The following is a 17519-nucleotide window of genomic DNA, read 5'->3' on the forward strand; positions in this document are numbered from 1 at the left end:
ATCGAATCACACCGAACTCGGGAGCGCCGTTGCCACACGCGGCGCCCCCGTTTTGCCTGCACGCTAACAGCAATCTAAGGAGAGACATCGATGGAGAACATCAGCTACGAGACGCTCGAGAAGATCGGCTACAAGGGCTACCTGCTGCCCAAGGACGCGCCCGAGAAGGTTCTGCAGTTTGGCGAGGGCAATTTCCTGCGCGCCTTCGTCGACCGCTTCTTTGACATGGGCAACGAGGCAACCGGCTGGAACGGCAAGGTTGTCATGGTCCAGCCCATCAGCGGTGCCTTTGGCTTTGCCGACGGCATTAACGCTCAGGATGACCTGTACACCGTGCTGGTGCGCGGCAAGGAGAGCGGCAACACGGTCGACGAGTCCCGTGTGATCAGCGCCTGCAGCCGCTGCCTCAATCCGTATCGCGAGGACGACTACCGCGCCATGATGGAGGTCGCCGTCTCCGACGATTTGGAGATTATCGTCTCCAACACCACCGAGGCCGGTATCGCTTACGATCCGTCCTGCAAGGCCGACGACATGCCGCCCGCGAGCTTCCCCGCCAAGCTTGCCCAGGTGCTCCACACCCGCTGGGCCGCCGGCAAGCCGGGCGTCATCGTGCTCGCCTGTGAGCTCATCGATCACAACGGCGAGGAGCTGCTGCGCATCATGAACCAGTACGTGAGCGACTGGGGCTGGGAGGACGAGTTTGCGCAGTGGATGGCCAACGACTGCACCGTCTGCACCACGCTCGTCGACACTATCGTCCCCGGCCGTATCCGCGACCCCAAGGAGGCCGCTGCCGTGGCCGAGCGCCTGGGCTACGAGGATCCCTTCCTGGCCGTGCGCGAGCCCTTCCAGATGTGGGGTATCCAGGGCGATGAGTCGCTCAAGGAGCGTCTGCCCTTCGTGAAGGCCGGCCTGCCGGGCGTCTTTGTGACCCCCGATGTCACCCCGTACAAGAAGCGCAAGGTCCGCATCCTCAACGGCGCCCACACTGCCTTTGTTCCGGGTTCCTGGGTTGCCGGCTTTGACATCGTGCGCGATTGCATGCATGACGAGACCGTTCGCGGCTTCATGAACACCATGCTCTACGACGAGGTCATCCCGACGCTTGCCGCCGATCTTGATGTCGAGGACTGCAAGGCCTTTGCCGCCGCCGTCGAGAACCGCTTCGACAACCCGTTTATCGACCACGCGCTGCTCTCCATTTGCCTCAACTCAACCGCCAAATGGCGTGCTCGCGACCTGCCCACGCTCAAGGACTATGTTGCCGAGACCGGCAACCTGCCCAAGTGCCTGGCGACGAGCCTCGCTACGCTCATTGCCTTCTATACGCAGGAGCTCGTTGCTCGCGAGGGCGATGGCCTGCACCTGCGCCGCGCCGACGGCACCGAGTACACCGCTCAGGACGATGCCTTCGTGCTCGATTTCTACGCCGCCCACGCCGGTGCAGACGATGCCGAGCTGGTGCACGACGTGCTCAGCAACGAGCAGATGTGGGGCGAGGACCTTACGCAGATCGCCGGCCTTGAGGAGTTTGTCGTCAACGCGCTTGCCGTTGTGCGCGCTGAGGGCGCCAAGCAGGCATTTGCCAACGCCCAGGCCTAAATCCTTCTGTGCGCCCGCCGGGCAACTGGCGGGCGCCCGCTGACTTCTGCTCAACCTGTAGGGTTAGGACTCTTTGTAATGAATACTATCCAGATCAATCCGGCCGACAACGTGATCGTCGCGCTGTCGCCGCTTGCCAAGGGCACCGCCGTCGCGGTTCCCGGGGTGGGCGAGGTCGTGGCCGCGGAGGATATTCCGCAGGGCCACAAGATGGCCGTGCGCGCCATTGCGGCGGGGGAGGACGTCGTCAAGTACGGTCTTCCTATCGGCCACGTGACGGGCGACATCCAGCCCGGTCAGTGGCTTCATACGCATAACGTCAAGACCAACCTTTCGGGCGAGGTCGAGTACGCTTACAACCCGACGCATCCGGTCGTTGAGCCGGTTGAGCCCGAGACCTTTATGGGCTTCCGCCGCGCTGACGGCCGCGCCGCCACGCGCAACGAGCTGTGGATCATCCCCACGGTCGGCTGCGTCAACGAGGTCGCACGTGCCATGTGCGAGCAGGCTCAGGATCTGGTCGAGGGCTCGCTGGAGGGCGTTTACTACTTCCCGCATCCCTTTGGCTGCTCGCAGACCGGTGCCGACCATGCCCAGACGCGCCGTCTGCTGGTGGCGCTCTCGCGTCACGCAAACGCTGCGGGTGTGCTGTTCCTGTCCCTCGGTTGCGAAAACTGCACGCACCAGCAGGTACTCGACGAGCTCGGTGACTTCGATCGCGAGCGCGTTCGATTCCTCGCCTGCCAGGATGTAGCCGACGAGCAGGTCGAGGGTCACAAGATCCTGTACGAGCTTGCCGACCTGGCCAAGCAGGCCAAGCGTGAGCCCATTCCTGCCTCCGAGCTGGTCATTGGCCTTAAGTGCGGCGGCTCTGACGGTCTTTCGGGCATTACCGCCAACCCCACGATCGGTCGCGTGAGCGATATGGTCGTCGCCCGCGGCGGCACGTCGGTGCTCACCGAGGTGCCCGAGATGTTTGGCGCGGAGAGCATTCTGCTCGATCGTTGCGAGAGCCAGGACGTCTTCAATGCCGCCTCCGACATGCTCAACGGCTTTAAGGACTACTTTATCAGCCACGGCGAGGTCGTCTATGAGAACCCGAGCCCCGGCAACAAGGACGGCGGCATTACCACGCTCGAGGACAAGAGCTGCGGCTGCGTGCAAAAGGGCGGATCTGCCCCCATCGTCGACGTGCTGCCGTATGCCGGTCAGGCTACCAAGCATGGCCTGAACATGCTGTGCGGTCCGGGCAACGACATGGTATCCACCACGGCCCTGACGGCTGCCGGCTGCCACGTAATCCTGTTCTCGACCGGCCGCGGCACGCCGTTTGGCGCACCGGCGCCTACACTCAAGGTGTTCACCAACCAGCGTCTGTGCGACCACAAGGCCAACTGGATGGACTTTAACGCCGGCGTGGTCGCCACGGGCGAGCGTACGCTCGACGAGGCTGCCCACGACCTGTACCAGCTGGTGCTAGAAACGGCGAGCGGCAAGCTTACGAGTGCCGAGCGTCGCGGCTGCCACGAGATCAGCATTTGGAAGGATGGCGTCTGCCTGTAGCGGTAAATGGGTTCGCATAGGGCGCTATTGACCATGGCCCCGTCGGGAGTGTTTCCGGCGGGGCCATGTTTGTTCTGTCTGTTCGGGCGTGTCTTCCTGAGGGTACGGGAGCGGCGAAAACAATAAACGTTCACCTAATCGACCTCAAATTTAAACCCACTCAATACCCATGTAATCGTGATTTTTTTCAAGTCAGATGTCCGTTTAACGGCAAAAAACGACCGTTCAAGGATAATATACAAGTGAACGTTCACCTATCATATGCAATCGAGCATAATCTAGCTAAACGTTCACCCTACGAGTGGGCGATATGCAGACAGACATCGGTATGGACTCCAATGTCTTGTTACAAGACAATCGAGAAAAGAGAGGGAGCTCGATGACTAACAAGATCGGTAAAAAGCGCAAGATCACATTCTGGACGCGCTTGGGCTTTGGTATGGGCGGCATGCTCAACTCCGGTGCCCTGAGCTTTACGCACAGCTACATGGTGCTGTTCCTGTCCACGGAGTGCGGTCTGTCCGCAGGCGAGGCTGCGCTGATCAGCTCGTTCGCCATCTATCTCAACGCCATTCTGTGCCCGCTCATGGGCTTTGTGGCCGATAACTTCTACGCTACCAAGATCGGCCGCATCTTTGGCCGCCGCCGTTTCTGGATCTTGCTGGCTATCCCGATGATGGTCGCCGAGCCGCTCATCTTTGTGGCTACGCCGTTTGGTTTCCCGTACTACTTTGTGTTGTACCTGATCTACAACGTCGCGTACACGTTCTGCACCGCCAACCTGTCGCCGCTTACCATCGAGATGACCGATGACTTCAAGGAGCGTACGTACCTCACCGGCTACAAGCACCTCTTTGGTAACGCCGCCGGCTTCCTGATGGCAGCACTCGTCGGCTTTGGCTTTGGCACCTTCGGCGAGACCAACCCGTTCAGCTACTTCATCATCGCTACGATTAACGCTTCGGTCATGGCAATCTCGCTGCTGTGCGTGTACCTGTCCACGTGGGAGCACACCCCCGAGGAGGTCGCTCAGGAGAAGATCGAGAGCGTCGGCGAGGGTATCAAGAAGTTTTTCATCGACGTTATCTCTACCTTCCGCAACAAGTCCTTCCGCAAGGTCCTGTATGCGCAGGTCTCCACGAAGCTCGCCGCTGCCTGCTGGTCTGCGTGCCTGTCCTTCTTCATCGTCTACTGTCTGCAGATTCCTAAGTCCTACGAGTCCGTGATGGAGATGCCCGGCAAGGTCGTCGCTATCGTCTGCACCGCCATCTGGGTCGCCCTCATGGCCAAGAAGGGCTTCCACAAGTCTTGGTACCTGGCAAACGTCGGTTGCGCCGCGTGCATCATCGCCTACAACTACTTCGCCTTTGGTCAGATCAACGGCACCTCCACGGTCGCCATCGCCATGATCGCCTACCCCATCATCTTCGCCATCTGGAAGTTCTTCTACGTTGGCTTCCAGTATCTGCCCGATGTTCTGCTCAACTACATCCCCGATGTCGATGAGCTCATCACCCTGCGTCGTCGCGAGGGCATCTACAGCTCCGCACAGCAGCTCTGCCAGCAGATTGCCCAGGCTGTTGCCGTCAACGTATGGGCTATCGTCCTTGCTGCCTCCGGCTTCATTCAGACCGCCGGCAACAGCGACGCCGTGACCCAGCCCGCCACCGTGCCTCTGTACATCTGCGGCTACATGCTCATCGGCTGCGCCGGCTTCTTCCTGCTCGCGGCTGTCCTTGCCCGCGGCATCAAGATCGACAAGGAGCAGTGCGACATCCTTTGCGACGAGATCCACCGTGTCAAGGAGGGTGGCAAGATGGCCGACGTCAAGCCCGAGGTCAAGGCGCTTTGCGAGGAACTCTCCGGCTTTAAGTACGAGGACTGCTTCGCCCACAACAATGTTGGCTTCCAGGACGGCAGCGTAATTCCCGCAGAGTAGGGCAGGCGCATCGTCCAAACCACAGGGCCGTGCCACCGGAGATCCACCGGCGGGTACGGCCCTTTTTTAAAAACGAGTAGTATGAACTTCTGATTACATTTGAGGGAGAGACCCATGGAGACGAACGTTATCTGGCGCAATGCCCGCGCGGCCGTTATCGAGCTCGACGATGGCGGCTACTTTACCTGTGCCGATACGTGGGAGATCTTTGTCAACGATGAGCCCGCCGGTACCACGAATACGGTCGAGACCTATGTCGATGGCCTGACCCCCGGCAAGCGCAACCTGATCCGCTTTGTCTGCGGCGAGCGCGAGTTGAGCGTAGGCGTCACCACGCCGGCGGAGCCCTTTACCATCAACGTTCGCGACTGCGGAGCCAAGGGCGATGCCGAGCACGATGACACCACCAACATTCAGGCTGCCATCATGGCCTGCCCCAAGGGCGGGCGCGTGCTGATCCCCGCCGGCAACTACCGCATCAAGTCCCTCTTCCTTAAGAGCAATATCAACATCGAGCTTGCCGAGGGCGCGGTGCTGCTGGCCCGTCACGACCGCGCGGCGCTTGCCTACATTCCGGGCGCGGTCACGGGTGACGAGGGGGCTGGGTACGCCGGCACCGATATGCTGCCCCTGGGCCGTTGGGAAGGCGAGAGCTTTTCGACCTACTGTTCGACCTTTACGGGCCTGAGCGTGCACGACGTGTGCATCTATGGCCGCGGCGCCATCGACGGCCAGACCGATTTTGCCGAGGACAACTGGTGGAATAAGGACTTTAAGAACATCTTCCGTCCCGAGGAGGGCCGCGAGATCGCCCGCCCGCGCATGATCTTCCTGTCCGAGTGCGAAAACGTGAGCCTTGCCGGCTTTACCGTGCGCAACAGCCCGGCGTGGAATATCCATCCCATTCTGTGCGAGCACGTCGATGCCCTGTGCCTGTCCATCGAGGGTCCCAAGAACTCCCACAACACCGACGGCTTCGATCCCGAGAGCTGCGGTTTTGTCCGCATCCTTGGCTGCCAGTTCTCGGTGGGCGACGACTGCATCGCCATCAAGAGCGGCAAATTGGGCATTGAGCCCGAGCTTCGTCCCGCCACGCACGACGTGCTGATCTCGCACTGCTACATGCACGACGGCCACGGCGCCGTGGTGCTGGGATCCGAGGCCGCCGGCGGCATCAAGGACCTCACCGTGAGCAAGTGCCTCTTTGAGCGCACCGACCGCGGCCTGCGCGTCAAGACCCGTCGTGGTCGCGGCAAGGACGCCGTCAACGAGGGCATCACCTTCGAGCACATTCGCATGGATAAGGTGCTCACGCCCTTCGTGGTCAACTCGTTCTACTTCTGCGACAAGGACGGCAAGACCGACTACGTGCAGTCTCGCGAGGCGCTGCCCGTCGACGACCGTACGCCCGGCTTTGGCGCCACGACGTTTTGCGATATCGAGGCCACCAACTGCCATGCGGCCGCGGCCTATATCACGGGCCTTCCCGAGAGCAAGGTGACGCGCCTGACGTTCCAGGATGTCCATGTGACCTTTGCCGCCGATGCCGAGCCCTTTGTGCCGGCCATGGCCTGCGGCGTGGAGCCCATGGTGCGCCAGGGCATCATCGCGCAGAACGTGAAAGTCCTCGACCTGCAGAACGTGCGCATCGAGGGTCAGGATGGCGACGAGCTGCAGCTGCAAAACGTCGACAAGGTTATCCGCGCGTAGGGTAGTGCTCCTGCACAAGTGAATACGGCATGTTGAGGCGTGCGACGGTCGGGTCTGCCCGGCTGTCGCACGCAATCTATAGGTGCCGGCATTGCACGGCGGGTGTTCTGTGACAGAAAGCGTAATGACAGATGAGTGGTAAAGAGCAGCTCTTTGAGGTATCGCTCGAACGCGAAGGCGCGTATCGCAGCATTTCGGCGGCGCTCGAGGCGGCGGAGCGGTGCGTGTCCGATACGACCGTGCCGGTGCGTGTGCTGGTGGCGCCGGGCGAGTATCGCGAGCAGGTTGAAATTCGTCGTCCGCATGTGACGCTCGAGGGCGAGACGGCCGACAGCGTGCGTATCGTGGGAGGCCTGGGTGCCAAGATGCCTTCGGAAGATGGTAGCGGCCAGGATGGAAGACTCGGCACCTTCCGTACGTACACGGTGCTGGTCGATGCCGACGACGTGACGCTTGCGGGTCTAACAATCGAAAACAACGCCGGTGATGGGCGCGAGGTCGGCCAGGCGATTGCCCTGTATGCCGATGGTGACCGCCTGGTTGTCGATGCCTGCTGCATTAAAGGACACCAGGACACGCTCTTTTTGGGGCCGCTGCCGCCGCGCGAGGCCAAGCCGGGCGGCTTTATAGGCCCCAAGCAGTTCGCCCCGCGCCGCGTGGGGCGGCAGTATTTTCGACGTTGCCGGATCGAGGGCGATGTCGACTTTATCTTTGGTGGCGCGCGTGCCTACTTTGAGGGGTGTGAGATTCGCTCGCTCAACCGCGATATGGATGTCAACGGGTATGTAACGGCAGCCTCCACGCCTCAGGGCGAGCCGTACGGATTTGTGTTTCATGGCTGTTCGTTTACAGCCGATGAGGGCATTGCCCCCGGATCGGTCTATCTGGGTCGTCCATGGCGCGAGTGGGCCCAGACCGTTTTGCTCGAATGCTGGCTGGGCCCCCATATTTCACTCGAGGGTTGGTGGGATTGGAATAAGCCAGCGGCACATGACGGCACCCTGTATGCCGGCGGTTCCCTGTTTGGCCCGGCGGGTGATACTGCCGCTTGGGTGCCGTGGGCGCATTGCCTGACCGGTCAGGATTCCGAACGCTATGCGCGTGACCGAGTGCTTGCCGGCACGGATGGTTGGGATCCCGAGGGCGGCGACGGTGATGCGGTAGAGACGGCCGGGCTATCTGCCAATGGCCGCACCGTGCACATCGAGACGTACTACGAGGACGAACCTGCGCTGCGCGCCCGACTGAAGCGCGAGGGGCGCTCGGCCGCATTTACGGGCAAGACTCCCATAGACTTTGAGGCATGGAAGGCTGCGACCAGGACTCGTCTGTACGATATTTTGGGTCTTTCGCTTATGGACCGCGCCCCGATTGAGATTCGTGAGCTCAATCGCGTGCGGGTTGCCGGCAGCATCGTGCGTACTCATGCGGTGTTGCAGGTTGAGCACGATGTGTGGATGCCGTTTTACCTGTTGGAGCCGTCCCGCCCCAAGCTTGACGAGCGGGGACTCAAGCGCTGCTATATCTGCCCGCATGGTCACCAGGGGGCGGGTGCTGCAAGCATAGCCGGCGTTGCGGGCGTGCCGGCGGTCGACGATGCCGTGCGTAAGTTCAATTACGACTACGGTCTGCGTTTGGCGCGCATGGGTTACGTGACCGTCTGCCCCGATGCGCGTGGTTGGGGATACCGTCGTGACTGGAAGGGTCAGGGCGACGACGAGAACAGCTACCTGCGCGGTACGTGTCTGAATCAAGCACGTATGGCCGAGCCGCTGGGTCTTACGGTCGCGGGCCTCAACGCCTGGGACAACATGCGCTTGATTGATTACTTGGAGACACGCGGTGACATTGCCATGGACGACCTGGGCTGCTTTGGTTTTTCGGGCGGCGGTTACATGACGTTGTACCTGTCCGCGCTCGACCCGCGCGTGCGCAAGGCGTTTGTCTCGGGCTATCTGTACGGCGTTGATGATTCGCTACTGCACCTCAACGGCAATTGCAGCTGCAATTACACGCCTGGACTCTGGCGTCTGCTCGACATGGGCGACATTGCATCGCTTGTCGCGCCACGGCCGCTCTTGGTTCAGAGCTGCGAGAAAGACCATCTCAACGGCGCCCGCGGGCTTGCGAACGTAGACGAGCAGCTCGATATCGTTCGCGACGCCTACGCGCTGCTGGGCAAGGACGAAAACCTTCTGCACGAGGTCTGCCCGGGTGGACACCACCTGGGCGTGGCGCATCTTGCCGAGGATATCGAATGGCTCGATTCGCAAGTTGCGGAATGCGCCCACGCATAGCCCCTCGGATGTTGCGAATGAACGGTATGTACCTGTATGACCGCCGGTGTGCGGGTGAGGAGAAGAATATGGAAACGAAAAACTTGAGCGAATCGACCATCTGCTGCTTTGGCGATTCGACCACCTGGGGCGATAACGGATGCGGCGGGGGAGGCAACGATATCTCCTGGACTTCGCACCTGGGTGCGCTGCTGGGCGGCGCTACGATCGAGAACTTTGGTATTAAGGGTTCGCGTATTGCCGTCAAGGCCGACCGTAGCGATTCGTTTGTCGAGCGCTTGGACGGCATCGATCACACGGCAGATATCTGCATCGTCTTTGGCGGCGTTAACGACTTTAGCCGTAACGTGCCGCTGGGAGAGCTGGGCAGCACGGACGTGCACGAGTTCTACGGTGCGCTCGACTACCTGATCCGCACCATCACGGCGCGCTCGCCTCAGGCAAAGCTGGTGTTTATGACGCCGTGCAAGACGAGCGGCAAACACGAGAAGGATATTCCGGCAAGCAACGAGGCCAACCATCTGGGCCTGACGCAAGACGCCTATGTGCGCGCGATGCTGGAGGTCTGCGATCGCTACTCGGTGCCGGTGATCGACCTGTATGCGCAAAGCGGCATCAGCCCGTTTTTGCCGGAGCACCGCGAGCTCTACATGCCGGACGGTCTGCATTACAGCCCTACCGGCTATGAGCGCCTGGCGCATCGCATCGCTGCGGGCCTCACCGCCGTTTGCCGTTAAAAGTTTGCCGTTCACGGGGATTATAGGGTTAACGTTCACCCTATAATCCCCGTTCGCGTTACACTAGGGGAAACGTTCACCCATCAATAACGTCAGAGGGGACAGCAATGGGTTGCAATCAGATTCTGGACCGTTATATCGAGCAGTTGATCGAGACCTCTACGCCTCAGGCGCCGGCCTGGAATATCGAAAAGCTTCGCGCCGGCAAGGAGAACACCTGGAATTACATTGACGGCTGCATGATCAAGGCACTCATCGAGCTGTACGAGATCACCGGCGAGCAGCGCTACCTGACCTTCGCTGACGACTATATCGACTTTTTTGTCCAGGATGACGGCACCATCAAGCATTACGATCCCCAGGAATACAACCTCGACAACGTCAATGCGGGCAAAACCCTCTACAAACTCTATGACCTGGTGGGCAAGCCCAAGTACCGTGCCGCCATGGATACCATCTATCGTCAGCTCGAAACCCAGCCGCGTACCAAAGAGGGTGTGTTTTGGCACAAAGCCGTCTACCCCAACCAGATCTGGCTCGACGGCATGTACATGGCGCAGCCGTTCTACATGCAGTACGAGCTGAGCTTCCACAACCGCCGTGCCTGCTCGGATAGTTTCCATATGTTCCAGGTCGTGCATGACCTGATGCGCAACCCCCTCAACGGCCTGTACTATCACGCCTACGACGCGAGCCGCAAGCAGTTCTGGTGCGATCCCGTCACCGGCCTTTCGGCCAACTTCTGGCTGCGCGCCGAGGGCTGGTTCGCCATGGCGCTCATCGATACCTGGGAGCTCATGCCGCCCTCGATGTCGGCCGAGAAGGACGAGATCCGCAAGATGTTCCACGACCTGATCGACGCCATGCTGCCGTATCAGGACGAGAAGACCGGCATGTGGCACCAGGTCATCAACCTGCCCAATATCGCCCCCAACTATCTGGAGGAGTCGGGCAGCGCCATCTTTGCCAACGCCATCATGAAGGGCGTGCGCCTGGGCGTGCTGGGCGAGCGCTACTACCAGTACGGCCGCCGTGCGTTTGACGGCATCTGCGACACGTGCCTGTCCGAGCGCGACGGGCAGCTGGCGCTCGACAACATCTGCCTGGTGGCGGGTCTTGGCAACACCGCGCACCGCGAGGGCACGTTTGGCTACTACATGAGCGAGCCCGTCGTCAAAAACGACGCGAAGGGCGTGGCGCCGCTGGTGCTTGCCTATATCGAGACCATGCATCATGACAAGCTTGCCGGTAAGCGCGATCCGCTTGCCCCTTCGGGCGTGTGCTCCATCGACGACCCGTTTGGCGGCTACACGCCGGGCATCAATGCGTGCAAGGAGGTTTAGGCATGGCGCAGTCAAAAGGCGCACTGAGCGTCGGCGTGCGCCTGCACGACCTGCCCGAGGGTACGGTCGAGGAGCGCATTCGCATGGCAGGCAAACTGGGTTTCTCGTGCATTCAGCTGCCGAGCAAAGTACTCTACAAGTCCTTTGGCATTAATCGTTCCGGCCTTACGCACGAACTCGCCGACCATCTGCGCGAGGTGCTCGACACCAACGGCGTGCAGGTGGCGGTGCTCGGCTGCTATAAAAACCTGGCAACGCCCGATCAGAATCAACTGGTGGATACCTATGCCGAGTACGAGGCGTGCCTGAGGTTCGCGCGCTGGCTTGGGGGCTGTCCGGTGGGGACCGAGACGGGGCGCCCTAACGCGCAGAACAAGATGGCCGATGACCGTTTTTCGGCCGCTGCGCTCGATGCGTTTTGCAAAGGACTCGCACGCGTGTGCTCGATGGCCGAAAAGGAGGGCGGCGAGCTTCTGATCGAGCCCGGTTGGAACGAGATCGTCAATACGCCCGGGCGCTGCCGCGAGGTTCTGGAGCGCGTCCCGAGCCCGGCGCTCGGCGTGATCTACGACCCGGTGTCGCTGCTGCATCCCACGATCGTCGGTGAGGCTTCCGAGCAGGTGTCGCGTATGTTGCACCTGTGCGGCAGCAAGATTCGCGTGCTGCATGCAAAGGACTACGAGATCGTAGACAACGAGGACCAGGATGGCTGGTGTGATGGCTCGGGCTCTCGTTTGGTATGCCACGGCGCCTGTACTTGCGGAAACTTTGATTTTGAGGCTATTGCCGCCTGGGCCGCGGCCGCGCGACCGGGCATTATGACCGTTATCGAGAACAGCACACCGTCCACGGTCGAGCGTTCGCGCGACGAGTTGCTGCGCATGGGCCGCAGCGTGATGTGCGAGCACGTGATTCTGTAACGAAGCAGGTTGGCGAAAGAGATTGTCGTAGAGGTCCAGGAGAGGAACCGATGGCTATTCATATTGTTGAGGAAGCGAACCGTTGCCTTGGGTGCAAGAAGGCGTTCTGCCAGCTTAAAGGCTGCCCGGTGCAGACGCCTATTTCGCAGGTCATTGACTTGTTCAAGCAGCGTCGTCTGGAAGAGGCAGGTGAGCTGCTGTTCCAGAACAACCCCATGAGCGCGGTCTGCTCCATGATCTGCAACCATTCGGGTCAGTGCGAGGGCTCGTGCATCCAGGGCCGCAAGGGCACGCCGGTGCATTTCTCGAGCATCGAGAACTATATCTCGACCGCGTATTTGGACCGCAAGGAGTGGAAGCCCGCGCCGTCGTGCGGCAAGCAGATTGCCGTGGTCGGCTCCGGTCCTGCCGGCATTACCGTAGCCATTAAGATGGCCCAGCTGGGCTGTGCCGTTACGGTGTTTGAGCAGCGCCCCGAGATCGGCGGTGTGCTGGAGTACGGTATCCCCGAATTCCGCCTGCCGCGTTCGCTGGTGCAAAAGTACCGTCACGTGATGTGCTCGCTCGGCGTGCGCGTTCGCCCCTCGACCACCATCGGCGGCGCGCTGCATATCGACGATCTGCTGCGCGACGGCTACGATGCGGTCTTTGTGGGTACCGGTACCTGGCGCGCCCGCAAGCTGGGTATTCCCGGCGAGTCGCGTGGCAACGTGCTGTTTGGTATCGATTACCTGGTCGATCCCACGAGTGTGGCGATCGGGCAGAACGTGGCAGTCATCGGCGCCGGCAACGTGGCCATGGATGTCGCCCGCACGGCCCTGCGCTCGGGCGCTCGCAAGGTTACCGTGTATGCTCGTTCGCGCCATATCTCGGCTATCGATGACGAGGTCGAGCTGACCGAGCTCGACGGTGCCGAGATCGTGTGCGGCAAGGCAATCTGCGCCATCGACGATAACGGTCCGGTGTTCGAGACCGCTATCTTTGACAAGGACAACAACGTGGTAGGCTACGAGGAAGAGCTTGACCATGTGCCCGCCGACACCGTGGTGATTGCGGCTTCGCAGATGCCCAAAGACAAGCTCGTGCTTACAACGGGTGGTCTGGAGACCGACCATCGCGGTCTTCTTTCGGTCGATGAGTGCGGTATGACCACCGTGTCGGGTGTCTTTGCCGCCGGGGACGTGGTCAACGGTCCGCTCACCGTGGTCCATGCCGTGGCCGGCGCCAAGCTTGCCGTCGAAGGCATGACCAGCTACCTGGGCCTCTAACTCATCCCACCCATCAGTTGCGGTGAAATACGGACTGTTTTGGCTGTCAGAAGCCTCATCTACTCCGTATTCCACCGCAACTTTTTTGTGGGTCGAGTAAAAGCCGGGGGAGCGCTCACGGTCGGGCATTGCGCGGTTACTGCTACGATAGGTAGGTCAGCAACTGCCGCCGAGCGGCTCAAACGAAAGGAAGCCTGCATGGAGTCCTGTGCCTACCCGATGCTCTTTAGCCCGATCAAGGTCGGTACGACCGAGGTCAAGAACCGCGTCTTTATGCCGCCGGTGTCTACCAACCTGGCCGACCACGGCTATGTGACCGACGATCTGGTCGACCATTACCGCGCCCGCGCCAAGGGCGGCGTGGGCCTCATCATCACCGAGGTCGTGACGGTCGAGCCCACCTATACCTATCTGCCGGGCGACATGTGCTGCTACGACGACACGTTTATCCCCGGCTGGGAAAAGCTCGCCACAGCCGTCCACGAGTACGGCTGCAAGATCATGCCGCAGCTCTTCCACCCCGCCTACATGGCCTTTAACATTCCGGGCACGCCGCGCCTCATTGCCCCGTCCTTTGTGGGCCCGTCCTATGCCCGCGAGGCGCCGCGCCCCATCACGGTCGATGAGATCCATACGCTCACGCATCAGTTCGGCGACGCTGCCGTGCGCATGCAGAAGGCCGGCGTCGATGGCGTCGAGGTCCATGCGGCGCACGCCCACGGTATGCTCGGCGGCTTTTTGACCCCGCTCTATAACAAGCGTACCGACGAGTACGGTGGCTCGCTCGACGCCCGCATGCGCTTCTTGCTCGAGGTCATCGCCGAGATTCGCGAGCGTTGCGGCAAGGACTTCATCATCGACGTCCGCATCTCGGGCGATGAGTACACCGATGGCGGCCTGACCCTCAACGACATGATCTACGTCTCACGTCGCCTGGAGAAGGCTGGCGTCGACATGATTCATGTGTCGGGCGGCACCACCATCAAGCGCGGCTCTGCGATTCCCGCCGCCGGCACGCAGCAGGCCTCGCACGCCGCCTGCTCGCGCGAGATTAAGAAGCACGTCAACATTCCCGTCGCCACCGTCGGCCGCATCAACGAGGCATGGATTGCCGAGGAGCTGATCGAGGACGGCGCTGCCGACATCTGCATGATGGGCCGTGCCAATCTATGCGATGCCGAGTTCTGCAACAAGGCCGCTGCCGGCAACGCCGACGACATCCGCCCCTGCATTGGCTGCCTGCGCTGCCTGAACGGCATCATGTTTGGCAAGCGCATCTCCTGCACCGTCAACCCGGACGTGGAGCGCGACGAGGCCGGCTACGAGCCTGCCGCTGAGGCCAAGAACGTGCTCGTTGTGGGCGCTGGTCCTGCGGGTATGGAGGCGGCCTACATTGCCGCCAAGCGTGGCCATAACGTGGTGCTCGTGGATAAGCAGGACGAGCCGGGCGGCGAGATGCGCATCGCGGCCGTTCCGCCGGCAAAGCAGGAACTCACCCGCGTGATCAAGTATCAGTACCGTCGCCTGGCCGAGGCGGGCGTCACGTGCGTCTTTGGCACCGAGCTTACTGCCGAGGACATTCAGCGCGACTACGCGGGTTACGAGGTTGTCCTGGCTTATGGCGCCGAGCCCATCGCTCCGGCCTTCATGCAGGGCTTTAAGCAGGTTATGACGGCCGACGACCTGCTGGGCGGCAAGGCTTTCCCGGGCAAGAAGATCGTCATCGTGGGCGGCGGCACCGTCGGCTGCGAGACGGCCGATTACCTGGCCCCGTTGGTCAACGACCTGTCGCCGGCCAACCGCGATGTCACCGTCATCGAGATGACCAAGACGCTCGCCGCTAACGAGGGCGGCGCCGGTCGCGCGGTGCTCATCACGCGCATGCTCTCCAAGGGCGTCCACGTGCTGACCGAGGCCAAGGTGACCGAGATCGCCGAGGACACCATCAGTTACGAAAAGGACGGCGAGGTCCACACTATCGCCGATGCCGACACGCTGGTGCTTGCCATGGGCTACCGTCCCAATACCAAGCTGGCCGACGACCTGGCTGCAGCCGGTGTTGCCACCCACGTGCTGGGCGATGCCAACAAGTGCGGCAACATCCGCGACGCCATCGGCGATGGCTACAAGGTCGCCTGCGAGCTCTAGGCTCTTGGCAAATAGGGGAGCGGCCGCCTTGCGGTGACTCAAGCGATAGCCAATCTAAAAAGGCGCCGCGACACATGGATCGTCGCGGCGCCTTTTGTCTGGCGGCTTGTTGGGGGGTGGTGCGCCCCGTGGGCCTTATTACAGGCCCAAGATCTCCTTGACCTTGGCGATGATGGCCTCGTCGGTGGCGTTGGCAAAGAAGTACTCCTGGAAGTGCTCACCAGCGAGGGCGCCCTTCACCAGGTCCTGATCGATCTCGCCCAGGACGTCGACGAGCGGACGCATGGTCACAGCGCGCACGCCGTCGAGGATCTTCTTGTTGCGCTGCTCGGGCTCAACGCGCTCGGCGGGGTAGCCGTTGCCCGAGCCAAAGCCAAAGAGCTTCTCGAAGGTGTACTCGAGGTTGAGCTCCTGGCCCCAGCCGTTCTTGAGGGCGAAGGGCATGGCGACGGCGTTGCCATCGTTGACCTGGGCAAAGGTGTAGGCATCCAGCGGGTCAGCAACATGGCCGCACAGCACGCCGGGGAAGGAGTTGCAGGCGAGCATAGCGCCCTCGCCGGTGCCGCAACCGGTCACGACGTAGTCGGCGGCGCCGGAGTTGAGCAGCACGGCGGCAAGGATGCCGTTCTGCACGTAGGTGAGAGGCTTGGAATCGGCATCGGCATACATGCCATAGTTAAAGACGGTGTGGCCCATGGGCTCGACAACCTTCTTAAGCGCAGCCTCAATCATGGGGTTCTTGGAGTTCTGAGAATTCTCATTAATCAGAGCGATCTTCATTTGAGTTAACCTTTCAACTTAATCTTCCAGTTTTTTGCTTCTGTGCGCGGGCGGCGGCAAAGCCAACCCGCGATGAGCTATGCGGGCGGTCGGCAGTTAAGTCTGTCGCGAGTTCCGCACAAACCGAAGCGCCTGTGTTGGCTGGTGCGTGACGGTGGCGAGGGCGCGCGGAGTGCGGCAGATTGGCGTGAAAGAGGAGCGAAGCGTACTTCGGTACGCGAGCGACGGTTTGAGCGCCAAGGTGCCGTGCTCCGCGCGGCCGCAGCCTATTGCGGCTGTTTGCCGATGTAGGCGAGGATGCCGCCGTCCACGTACAGAATGTGCCCGTTGACGAAGTTCGAAGCATCGGAAGCCAGGAACACGGCGGGACCCTTCAGGTCCTCGGGCGTGCCCCAACGGGCTGCTGGCGTCTTGGCAATGATGAACTGGTCGAACGGGTGACGGCTGCCATCGGGCTGCGTCTCGCGCAGCGGCGCGGTCTGCGGCGTGGCAATGTAGCCCGGCCCAATGCCGTTGCACTGGATATTGGCCTCGCCAAACTCGGAGCAGATGTTCTTGGTGAGCATCTTGAGTCCGCCCTTGGCGGCGGCGTAGCCAGCGATGGTTTCGCGGCCCAGCTCGCTCATCATGGAGCAGATATTGATGATCTTGCCGTGACCCTTGGCGATCATGCCCGGCAGGCAGGCCTTGGACACGATAAACGGGGCATTGAGGTCGATGTCGACGACGCGACGGAAGTCCTCGGCGCTCATGTCGAGCATCGGGGTGCGCTGGATGACGCCGGCGTTGTTGACCAGAATGTCGGGCGTGGTGCCAAAATCGGCCTCGATCTTGGCGATGAGCTCGGCGACGACGGCCTCGTCGGTGACGTCGGCAACATAGCCGTGAGCATCAAAGCCCAGCTCGCGGTAGTGCTTCTCGGCCTCGGCGACCTTGTCGGCGTGACGGGCGTTAAAGGCGATCCTGGCGCCGGCTTCGCCGAGTGCCTCGGCCATGGCCATGCCGATGCCATAGGTGGCGCCGGTCACGAGCGCGACCTTGCCGTCTAGGCGGAAGCTGTCCATAAGGTTAGACATTACAATCCTTCCAAAAGAAACGTTCATCTATATAAGTCTTGCTTCTATTACAAGTTCAGTATAGGAGAAGCGGAGGAATTAAAAGTCAGGTTTTCCTAGAATCAGGTGAACGTTCACTTTTAAAAGGTGAACG

At 61.3% G+C, this 17519-nt stretch carries 12 protein-coding genes; 10 read left to right on the forward strand and 2 right to left on the reverse strand.

The genetic code is table 11. From position 1 onward, the window contains the following. The first annotated feature begins 90 nt into the window (after nt 1-90). The 10 genes from DXD39_RS07430 to DXD39_RS07475 all read left to right on the forward strand — a co-directional run bounded on the left by DXD39_RS07430 (nt 91) and on the right by DXD39_RS07475 (nt 15530). Nucleotides 91-1605, forward strand: coding sequence for a tagaturonate reductase (locus DXD39_RS07430; protein WP_117803648.1), 1515 nt, complete (start codon nt 91-93; stop codon nt 1603-1605). A gap of 78 nt (nt 1606-1683) precedes the next feature. Beyond that, nucleotides 1684-3168, forward strand: a complete 1485-nt coding sequence (locus tag DXD39_RS07435; RefSeq protein ID WP_117803649.1) for a UxaA family hydrolase — start codon at nt 1684-1686, stop codon at nt 3166-3168. A gap of 379 nt (nt 3169-3547) precedes the next feature. Next, complete coding sequence (locus tag DXD39_RS07440; RefSeq protein ID WP_157758022.1) at nt 3548-5107, forward strand: MFS transporter; 1560 nt, start codon at nt 3548-3550, stop codon at nt 5105-5107. A gap of 114 nt (nt 5108-5221) precedes the next feature. Beyond that, nucleotides 5222-6817: a glycoside hydrolase family 28 protein gene (locus tag DXD39_RS07445; RefSeq protein ID WP_117803650.1), complete on the forward strand. Its 1596-nt coding sequence runs from the start codon at nt 5222-5224 to the stop codon at nt 6815-6817. A 131-nt stretch (nt 6818-6948) separates the two neighbouring features. Next, nucleotides 6949-9114: a pectinesterase family protein gene (locus DXD39_RS07450; protein ID WP_117803651.1), complete on the forward strand. Its 2166-nt coding sequence runs from the start codon at nt 6949-6951 to the stop codon at nt 9112-9114. 68 nt (nt 9115-9182) lie between these two features. Next, a complete protein-coding gene (locus DXD39_RS07455; protein WP_233541142.1) occupies nt 9183-9851 on the forward strand; it encodes an SGNH/GDSL hydrolase family protein in 669 nt (222 codons plus the stop codon). Between the two features lie 107 nt (nt 9852-9958). Then, nucleotides 9959-11194, forward strand: coding sequence for a glycoside hydrolase family 105 protein (locus DXD39_RS07460; protein ID WP_117778846.1), 1236 nt, complete (start codon nt 9959-9961; stop codon nt 11192-11194). A 2-nt stretch (nt 11195-11196) separates the two neighbouring features. Then, the gene (locus DXD39_RS07465) at nt 11197-12114 is read left to right on the forward strand and encodes a sugar phosphate isomerase/epimerase (protein WP_117803653.1); all 918 of its coding nucleotides are present in this window, start codon (nt 11197-11199) and stop codon (nt 12112-12114) included. 50 nt (nt 12115-12164) lie between these two features. Next, a complete protein-coding gene (locus tag DXD39_RS07470; protein ID WP_117803654.1) occupies nt 12165-13382 on the forward strand; it encodes an FAD-dependent oxidoreductase in 1218 nt (405 codons plus the stop codon). A gap of 198 nt (nt 13383-13580) precedes the next feature. Then, nucleotides 13581-15530: an NAD(P)/FAD-dependent oxidoreductase gene (locus tag DXD39_RS07475; RefSeq protein ID WP_117803655.1), complete on the forward strand. Its 1950-nt coding sequence runs from the start codon at nt 13581-13583 to the stop codon at nt 15528-15530. 138 nt (nt 15531-15668) lie between these two features. On the opposite strand, the gene DXD39_RS07480 is transcribed toward DXD39_RS07475, so the two are convergent. Further along, complete coding sequence (locus DXD39_RS07480; protein ID WP_055309683.1) at nt 15669-16310, reverse strand: RpiB/LacA/LacB family sugar-phosphate isomerase; 642 nt, start codon at nt 16308-16310, stop codon at nt 15669-15671. A gap of 266 nt (nt 16311-16576) precedes the next feature. Beyond that, entirely contained in the window at nt 16577-17386 is an 810-nt protein-coding gene (locus DXD39_RS07485) for a gluconate 5-dehydrogenase (RefSeq protein WP_117758209.1), read from the reverse strand. Between the last annotated feature and the right edge of the window lie 133 nt (nt 17387-17519).

Origin of the sequence: Collinsella sp. TM04-29 (genome assembly GCF_003466565.1) — a bacterium.
In the GTDB taxonomy this organism is placed as follows: Bacteria; Actinomycetota; Coriobacteriia; order Coriobacteriales; family Coriobacteriaceae; genus Collinsella.